Origin of the sequence: Synechococcus sp. R60.1, assembly GCF_047461835.1 — a bacterium.
GTDB lineage: Bacteria > Cyanobacteriota > Cyanobacteriia > Thermostichales > Thermostichaceae > Thermostichus.
This window is the reverse complement of sequence record NZ_JANSIA010000123.1, coordinates 1-5,898: the sequence shown is the minus strand read 5'-3', so window position 1 is coordinate 5,898 and position 5,898 is coordinate 1. Positions and strand designations below refer to the sequence as shown.

Sequence of the window (5,898 nt, the reverse complement as noted above, 5' to 3'; positions counted from 1 at the left end):
TTGCGTTGGAGTACCGCCCTCAACCGGGAGTAGTGGTCTCGGACTCTGTTCAACTGCTGTCCATTCCAGTTGTCCCCTTCTGACGTATGGGCAATATCTGTCCTCCCCAAGTCCACCCCGATCACCTTGTCGGCATCTTGCTGCTTGGGTGGCTTTCCCTCTACGCAAATCTGGATGTAGTAGGAGCCGTCTTTCCGCTTGACCAGCGTGGCGGCTTTTGGGTTGGAACCCGCCAGTATCCCACGCTGGTAGTTGCCGATGGACAGCTCAAAGCGCTCCCGACCCTCCACCGTGGTCAGCGACACCGTCCAGTCTTTCTCGCGGAACGAGAAGATACGAGCGTCGTAGGTAGCGAACCTACGCTTGAACTCTTTAACTGGACGGTTGCGCTGTCTCGCCACTTTGCGGGCGCCGGCCACCCGTCTGCAGACCTGTTGGGCCAAGTTACTAGACAAGCCGAATCGGGCTCGAATCTCGTAGTAGCAAAGGGATTGCAGTTTGACCGCATTGACGATCTTCTCCGGCGTGTTCTGGTTGACCCAATTCAAGGCTTGGCCAAAAGCCTCCATCGTCGCGTCCAATTTGGCGGCTTGCGACGGGGACACCTTGAGCTTGCAGGATATGGTCAGGACTTGGCTCATAAGTTCATTGTACTTCATCAAAGCGCATTCCTCCCGACACTGACCCTACGGGTACAGTGCGGGGCTCCTGCGCTAGTAAGCTGAGGAGGGATCCCACCCATGCCCCTTGCCGTTGGGGATCCGGCTCCGGAGTTCACCCTGCCCGATGCCGAGGGCAATCCCATCAGCTTGAGCCAGTTGCGGGGACAGCGGGTGGTGCTCTATTTTTACCCGCGGGACAACACCCCCGGCTGCACCCAAGAAGCCTGCGGCTTTCGGGATGCCTACGCTGACTATCAAGCCCACGGCATCGCCATCTTGGGGGTGAGCGCCGACGATGCCCGTTCCCACCAAAAATTTGCCCAGAAGCTGCAACTGCCCTTCCCCCTGTTGGTGGATGAGGGGGCCAAGGTGGCCAGGGCTTACGGGGTCTATGGGCCGAAAAAGTTCATGGGCAAAGAGTACAACGGCATTCACCGCACCACTTTTGTTATTGATCCGGAGGGGAAGATCGAGGCCGTTATCACCAAGGTCAAGGTGGAAACCCACGCAGCGGAGCTGCTCAAGCAGTTGACCGGCTCTTAGGCTTTCCGGTGGGAGTTCGGCAGACCTGCTGCTGGGCTCGTTGTTCTGGAACCTGAGCCAAGACGGGAACGAAAAGAGCAAAAAAAGATGTAAAGTGCCGGTATTGATTCCTCGTGGGCTAGGGCCGTGTCCCGACGCAGCCGTACCCTCAAGTCGATTCACGACAGCTACCAAATGTTGGGTTTGGCCGGCCAAGGGCAGTACGGGCGTGTATTCTGTGCCCGTCCCCGTCAAGGAGGAGACCTGGTGGCCCTGAAGGAGCTGCCGGCGGAGCGCTTTCCCACCCAAAATCTGCTGCGGGAGCTGCGCCATCTGCTCACCCTCAACCACCCCAACATTACCCGCTGCTACGCCCTCGAACATGCCCGCGAAGGTCGCTACCTGGTGTTGGAGTACTGCGAGGGAGGCACGCTGCGGGAGCTGATCGACCAGGTGGAGCAAGGGCTGTGGCTGCCGGTCAAGCAGGTTTTGGGCTTTGTGGATCAGATTTTGGCCGGGTTAGATCATGCCCACCGGCAGGGGGTGATCCACTGCGATGTCAAGCCCGAGAACATCCTGCTCAAGCCCACGCCCCAGGGCTGGCAACTGAAGCTGACAGACTTTGGCATTGCCCGCCACTCCCAGCCTCTTCCCGATGAGATCACCGCCACCGGATCCCCTGCCTACATGGCCCCGGAGCGGTTTTATGGCCAGTTCAGTCCCGCTTCCGATCTCTACGCGGTGGGGATCATCCTGGTGGAGCTGCTGACGGGCCGACGGCCTTTTTCCGGATCTCCCGGCCAGTTGATGCACGCCCACCTCAACCAGCCGTTTGTCTGTCCAGAAGGGATCCCTGCCCCGCTGCGGGAGGTGCTGGAGATAGCCCTACGCAAGTTGCCCTTGCGGCGGTTCCGCACTGCTGCCCAAATGCGGTCGGCTTTGGCGGTGGTTGCCCAAGAGTGGCAAGAGCCGGCCAGTTGTTGGGTTGGCCCTCGCCTGCCCAGATGGCCGCCCCCTGGGGTACAGGTTTGGGATCTGCCGGATCTGGGCTCTGTTGACACTGGCGGGATGGAGTTCCTGGCCGAGCAAAAGTTCTGCATCTGCGAGGATCCCAGCGGCTCCAGATCCCCGCTGCTGTTGCGGGTGACCCCCCAGAGGCTGGAATGGCTGGAGCTCCAGAACCTTGCCCTGGGATCCCCTGCTTTGGCCCGTTTTTCCCTGGACGAGCCAATTCGGGCGGTGCTGCCCTTGAACACCTTCCCGGAAGCCCTGGCCTTCTCCCGAAGCAGCCTTTTGCACCTCAGCCCCAGCCGCATCCGCACCTTGCTCAGCTTTGAGGAGGATTGGCAGGCCACCTGGCTGGCAGAGCGACAGGAGCTGGTCTGGGCCACCGCCCAAGAGTTGGGGGCCGTACAATGGCAGCCGGCCACGTCGACAGGAACACAGCCTTTCCCCGATTCCCGCTGCTATTTTCGTTGGCCTTGGCAGGGATCCCTGTCCCGCTTGCTGGCCCTCTCGGAGCATCTGGTTTTGTTGACAGGTGTGGGGCAGCAGTGGGTGGAGATGAGCCTCTTGCCCTATCCCAAGGGACACCATCCCACTGTCGCAACCGGTTGGTCTCTGCAGACGGGATCCCAGCCCATTCGCCATCGCCTGCCCTTGGATCCCCAAGGGGGGGTGATCAGCTTGGGAGAACGGTTGCTCTTTGCGGCAACAGATGAGGGAAGGGAAGGCCAGCAAGGTTGCTGCCCCTATCTCCACTCGGTGCAGGTGAATCCGCTGCGGGTGCGCCGCTGGTTCTTGAAAGGGCAACCTGTCCAGATGGCCAAGGCCCCTTGGGGCGTGCTGCTGCTGTGTCGAGAGGGCGAGCAATCCACTTCCCTCTGGCTGTACAGTGAAAAAGGGGATCCCTTGGCCCAAGTAGCTGTGCCTAACGGCTCACAGGTGTTGCAGGTGGGCCAAAGGGGCAAGATTTGGCTGCAGGTGCCCAAAGCAGAGAAATCTCACCTGTCTCAGCTTTGGCAATTGGATCTGAACTGCTTGCCGGTGAGTGGACAGCCTTCCCAGGTGATGCTGTGCGACCCAGCGATCTAGAGTTTCGCCAAGGACTCCGTCCCGCTGTCGCGACCGGACTCGGCCAGAACCGCTATCAGCCCTAAGATCAAGTTTGAAGATCAAGTTTGGCCAGATGCCCGGCCAGCTCTGCTGGGCTGTGGACCAGGGGAGTGGTGATCTGTCCAGCCTGTTGGAGAACAAGCATGAGTCAGTATCTGCCGGAACCTGCTGCTGTGGAGGAGGATCCCAGCTTGTTGGTAGAGCGGCTGCGCCGCAAAGAGGGCCGGTGGCTGGATTGGGCCAAGGCCTGTCAAGCTTTGCAACGACAGAAAATGACTCCCCAGGCCATCTTCGAGGCAACCGGGTTTGAGCCCATTCACCAAAACCAGATCATCGTTGCGGCCCAAGTTTACGAAGGGATATCCAAAGCAGGAGCCAGCCCAGCAGTTCTGGAGCATTTTGCCCACAAAGGTAGCGATATCCTCTACGAGTTGCGCATTCTCTCTCCACAGGATCGGGTTCGGGTGGCGGAATTTATCTTCAGTCGCCATTTGAATGCCGCTGATGCTCATGAGATCGCCCGCGCCGTGAAAAATTATGCCCAGCTCCAACAGCTTCCGGAAGGGTTTACAGATCACCCCGGCGATGCGGTGGCCTATCAAGCCTGGCGGACGGCCCAGCAAACCCGCGATCTGCAGGAGCGAACTCGGGCTATCGGTCGAGCGTTTCAGTATGTCCACAGTGATACAGCCCGCCGACAGGTGGAGCAGCTCTTGTCCACGATTGCCACCAGCTCCCGCCCCCAACGCAGCGTTTTGCCCAAGCTGTCCGTGTTTCGCTTGGAAGAAGATCTGCCGCGACTGCTGCCGGTGGCCGGATCCCTGCCTCTTGCAACTGCCGCCTGGGAAGGGATCCCCCCCAGCGAGCCGCAAGGGCCCTTTGGCTGGGTCAACAGCCCGGCGGAGCAGACTTGGATGGCCTTGCCTGCTTGGCCGGTGATTCAAAAGGCCGGGGATCCGGTGATCCTTCAGGTGGAAAACCGGCTTTTGGGATCCCTGTTGGGTTTGCCGGTGCCTGCCGGTGAAGAACAGGATCCGGTTTTGCTGGTGGTCGATCGCGCCGCTCGGGTTTGGGAGGGAGCTCAGATGGCGGGATTTTTCCTGGTGGATCGGGCCGGATCCCTGGCGGTGGAGTGGATAGAAGACTCGCCCTCCTCTCCCCTGTTGGGCCAGGTGCTGATGGCCGTGCGCCCCCCGCGGGTTTTCGATGAGGTGCTGGCTCAGGATCCCTGGCAGTTGGAAGAATAGGCGTTGGGATCCCGCCGTTGTAGCCATTCGTGCTAGTGGTGCAGAGCACCGCGCCTGGACTCGCCCCCATGGCCTCACCCATGGCCTCAATTGAGCAAGGCCAAGTTATCCCGGTGGACGGCAGTATCAACCCCTTCGTAGCCCAGGATGTGAGGGATCTCGGCAGTTTTTTTGCCCTTAATCTGCCGCAGCTCCTCGGCGCTGTAGTTCACCAGGCCCCGCGCCACCTCCTGGCCGCTGGGATCGCACAGGCGCACGGCAGCCCCCGCCTCAAACTCCCCAGAAATGGCTGTGATCCCTGCCGGCAACAGCGAGCGCCCTTGCTCGCACACCGCTCGTACCGCCCCCTCATCCAAAGTCAAAGATCCCTCGGGGATGAGGCCGTAGGCAATCCATCGCTTGCGGGCGCTGGCGGGCTGAGGAGCCGGATCAAAGCGGGTGCCGATGGCCTCGCCGGCCAGAATTGCCGGGATCTGCTCAGGCCGTTTGCCATTGGTGATCACCACCGTTACCCCTGCAGCTGTAGCAATTTGAGCAGCGGTCAGTTTGGTGGCCATGCCGCCGGTGCCCCAGCCGCTTTTCCCCTGGGCTTCGGCCTTCACCTGTAGCGGGATCCCGGGCAACACCCGCTCAATGGGCTGGGCAGAGGGATCTCGGTTGGGGTCAGCCGAATAGAGCTTGTCCACATCGGTGAGCAGGATAAGCCACTTGGCCTGCACCATGCTGGCCACTAACGCCGAAAGCGAGTCGTTATCGCCGAATTTCAGCTCCTCCACTGCCACCGTGTCGTTTTCATTGACGATGGGAATAACCCCCATCTGCAGCAGTTGGGCAAAAGTGCGATTGGCGTTCACGTAGCGGCTGCGCTCCACCAGATCGCCGCGGGTGAGCAGCACTTGGGCAATTGGCTGGTTCAGAGCCGAGAAGAGGTCATCGTAAAGGCGGATCAACCGCCCCTGTCCCACCGCAGCCACCGCCTGCTTCTCGGCAATAGCCGTCGGTCGTTGCCGCCAGCCAAGGCGAGCACAGCCCACCCCCACCGCCCCAGAGGAGACCAAGATCACCGCATACCCCTGCCTGCGCAGGTGGGTCAGCACCTCCACCAGCGGCCCCAACACCGAAAGACGCAACAAGCCGGTCTGAGTATCTGTCAGGCTGGAGGTGCCGATCTTCACCACCACCGTCACGTCTGTTGTTGCCATCGCCGCTCTCAACCCATCCTCCCACCCCTCTATTCACCATAGCGCCACCATAGCGGAGTCAAGACGCAGCTGTATTGACCAAAAGGCGCGGCAAGCCCCGTCCTTCAGGGCAGGGAAGGATAGCGCCGACCGTAGCCGACGCCCTTTAAA

The 5,898-nt window shown here is 60.8% G+C and carries 4 protein-coding genes and 1 pseudogene; 3 read left to right on the top strand and 2 right to left on the bottom strand.

Features of this window, described 5'->3' with window-relative positions:
* Positions 1-641: pseudogene (locus tag NW834_RS13030) on the bottom strand (RNA-guided endonuclease TnpB family protein); the annotation flags it as partial.
* Between the two features lie 99 nt (positions 642-740).
* Between NW834_RS13030 and bcp the strand changes: the two are divergent.
* The 3 genes from bcp to raf1 all read left to right on the top strand — a co-directional run bounded on the left by bcp (position 741) and on the right by raf1 (position 4,546).
* Complete coding sequence (gene bcp / locus NW834_RS13025) at positions 741-1,205, top strand: thioredoxin-dependent thiol peroxidase (RefSeq protein ID WP_011432174.1); 465 nt, start codon at positions 741-743, stop codon at positions 1,203-1,205.
* A gap of 126 nt (positions 1,206-1,331) precedes the next feature.
* Positions 1,332-3,278 (top strand): serine/threonine-protein kinase, encoded by a 1,947-nt coding sequence (locus tag NW834_RS13020; RefSeq protein WP_414419210.1) that lies wholly within the window; start codon positions 1,332-1,334, stop codon positions 3,276-3,278.
* Between the two features lie 164 nt (positions 3,279-3,442).
* Positions 3,443-4,546 carry a RuBisCO accumulation factor 1 gene (raf1, locus tag NW834_RS13015; protein WP_414419211.1) on the top strand — a complete coding sequence of 368 codons (1,104 nt, stop codon included), beginning with the start codon at positions 3,443-3,445 and terminating at the stop codon, positions 4,544-4,546.
* Positions 4,547-4,632: 86 nt separating this feature from the next.
* On the opposite strand, the gene proB is transcribed toward raf1, so the two are convergent.
* The gene (gene proB, locus NW834_RS13010; protein WP_414352179.1) at positions 4,633-5,748 is read right to left on the bottom strand and encodes a glutamate 5-kinase; all 1,116 of its coding nucleotides are present in this window, start codon (positions 5,746-5,748) and stop codon (positions 4,633-4,635) included.
* Between the last annotated feature and the right edge of the window lie 150 nt (positions 5,749-5,898).

Excerpts from the sequence above, each read along its gene's own strand:
- bcp (WP_011432174.1), top strand. The coding sequence starts at position 741 with ATGCCCCTTGCCGTTGGGGATCCGGCTCCGGAGTTCACCCTGCCCGAT.
- raf1 (WP_414419211.1), top strand. The coding sequence starts at position 3,443 with ATGAGTCAGTATCTGCCGGAACCTGCTGCTGTGGAGGAGGATCCCAGC.
- proB (WP_414352179.1), bottom strand. The coding sequence starts at position 5,748 with ATGGCAACAACAGACGTGACGGTGGTGGTGAAGATCGGCACCTCCAGC.